Annotated in this window: 2 protein-coding genes; one reads left to right on the top strand and one right to left on the bottom strand. The window is 36.2% G+C overall.

Annotated features, from left to right (window positions below; genetic code table 11):
- Positions 1-132 precede the first annotated feature (132 nt).
- A complete protein-coding gene (locus N2201_07400; GenBank protein MCX7786024.1) occupies positions 133-2,040 on the bottom strand; it encodes an MBL fold metallo-hydrolase in 1,908 nt (635 codons plus the stop codon).
- Between the two features lie 277 nt (positions 2,041-2,317).
- On the opposite strand from N2201_07400, the gene N2201_07395 reads away from it, so the two are divergent.
- Positions 2,318-2,515, top strand: a complete 198-nt coding sequence (locus N2201_07395) for a hypothetical protein (GenBank protein ID MCX7786023.1) — start codon at positions 2,318-2,320, stop codon at positions 2,513-2,515.
- Positions 2,516-2,668 lie beyond the last annotated feature (153 nt).

Genomic DNA, 2,668 nt, shown 5'->3' with positions numbered 1-2,668 from the left:
CGTATATTCATATCTTAAATACGGTTAATAATAAACCATTACTTCAGATTTTACTCGTATATTCATATCTTAAATACGGTTAATAACAAAACTATTACTTCAGATTTTATTCGCATCTTCATATCTTCAGTCTTACTTTTTACTCAAAATGATGAGTTTTCGCATTAATTTTGTTGGTTGTTGATTATCATCAGGTATCTTCGTAATATGTAAAAAATAGATGCCCTGAGGAATAATTTTAGACCAATATTCGATAGTATTGGTCTTATCCGCCGAGGTTGAAAAAACTTGTGATTGAATCAATCGACCCGAGACATCAAAGAGTTTAGAGATGGTTAATTTGAATCTCTGATTGGGATTGAGCACAGAGTTTGGTTTCTCACTTATTCCGCTCGGATTAAGCACAGTAAATTGGAATGAACGGATATTATTGGCTGAAACTAAATCCACATCTCTTACAACCGCCACGGAACAAACATAAACACCTGCAGATAATCCTTGTAAAATTAAAGGAGTAAAGGTGATTGTATCTGACCTTCCAGGAAAAGACAATATTTCCATTGAATCAGAATAGATCGCGGTATCGTTTCTTATAAAACAATAGACTTTTACTGATGACGGATAAGCATATTCGGAATTATCTTTAACAATTACGGTCGGTGTTATTGTTTCGCTGAGAAAGTAGGCATTATTTGTTATCGGATTTAATATATCCGTTATCTCACTATCATAAAAAGCAACGACCAATGATTTAGTCTGCTTATCATTAGTTTGATTTGTGTCACCAAACACTTCAGTTGAACAGACAACTTGATATACACCTCGGATTGCATACCAAGCAGTGTCAAAAATAACCGTCATTGTATCATTAGGTGCTAAATCATAAATGTTTTGTGTTCGATTGTAAGCAGGAGTAATTCTAAATCTAATTCGAAAGGCTTCGGTCTCATTGCCCCAATTTTTTATTAGGGCTTTAGGTGTGATGATGGATTGTTCTAATATTGTATCTGGTGGCGAGAGAATTGATAAACAAGCCCCATCGCGCAGAACCCCGGATAATAAATATTCGTCACCATTTATCGTATAAGATGCCCGATTAACAATAATCGTTGCCGTCGTATTAAGAATTCGACCATGTCCGGTTGGAATTGTGCCACCCGTAGGATTAGTATTCATCTGATAGATATAAATATTCCGAGTTGCTAAACGGTCCAGTGCTTCTTGATGGGGATGATTATTGTTAACCGGATGGACACCCTGTGAGATAATTGCGGCTTTTGGACGCAGGGAATCTAAAAAAGTAGGATTGGAACTATTTCGGCTACCATGATGATTTACTTTTATCACATCAACTTTTCCAATAACCGGCGCGACTTTAGTTTCAACATCTCGTTCACCGGAGACATTATAACCTACCAAATCGCCACCAGTATAAAATCGAAAGCGACCATATTTTATAACCCAAACCAAAGAGCGGTAATTTTCTTCCGTATTAGGCAGCACACTATCACCGTTCATAATCTTGCCATTTTTGGCAACACAGAACATAAAAGCGCCACCACCTAAATTTAGCGTTTCGCCTAACCCAATGGTTCGCCGTTTAGTGCCAATCGCATTTTTATAATTAATAAATGCTGGAGTGGTATATGTGTCGCCACGGTCATAACACCAACCTAAAATTGAATCGTTGGTGTTGGCGCCACTTAAACCATAAATTACTCTTGGAATACCACCAATATGGTCTTGATGATAATGGCTGGCGATTATATGGTCTAAATGAGTTATCCCAAGGTTTCGCAGAAATCTTAAAACTGTATCGCCATAATTATGGCGGTCATCACCGGCATCGATAAGGACATATTTGTTGGTCGGAGAGACAATTAATGCCGCATCACCAGTATTAACATCAATCTGATAAATTTTAAGTCGGGACTGACCATAAACTGAACATCCAAAATTTGCGCCCAAAGCAGTAATTAAAAGAAGTATAAATTTAATGAATTTCATAATGTTATATACTTCGCGATGACCAACTGACATATATATAAATTATAACTTACATTGCGGCTAAAATCAATACACAAATGGAAATATTAATATCAAGGGTTTAGGAAAACTGCATAGCGTAATCTTTTATAATAAAAAACTTTATCTTTGTCCGCAGTGAAGACATCTGAAAAGATAATTTTCTTTCACTGATTATAGTCGAGTTTGATTACTTAAGATTAAATTTTATGGGTATAATAAAGGCTGTCAGCACCAATCAAACTCAAACGAGTCATTAGCCTGTTTAACCGAGGAGCGATATAATCAAATTTTGTGGGAAATTGGAAATAAGGTATTTTATGATATAATAAAAAGCGTCGGTCCCAATCAACCAACACATCCAGTCTGTTTAACCGAGGAGCGATATAATCAAATTTTGAGTAAAATTGGAAATATGGTATTTTATGGCTATAATAAAGGTGTTAGTACCAATCAAACGAGTCAGGCGACAGAAAGGAATATACAATGAGAGGTTATGTAAAGAATCGAATGAAGGCAAAAGTAATCTTTGACCGCAAGCAAAAACAAAACAACTGCAACACCCGCTGTCCCTAATCAAACGAACCACAGGTCTGCCTGACCGAAGAGACAAAAGATTAGGCGACTTTATCTACTATCCTAT

The organism is candidate division WOR-3 bacterium (assembly GCA_026418155.1).
Classification (GTDB): Bacteria; Hydrothermota; Tepidihabitantia; order Tepidihabitantales; family CAIPLT01; genus JAOABV01.
The sequence above is the reverse complement of the archived record's forward strand: the minus strand, read 5'-3'. Positions and strand labels throughout refer to the sequence as shown.

Coding starts and splice junctions, on each gene's coding strand:
- N2201_07400 (MCX7786024.1), bottom strand. CDS start 2,040: ATGTCAGTTGGTCATCGCGAAGTATATAACATTATGAAATTCATTAAA.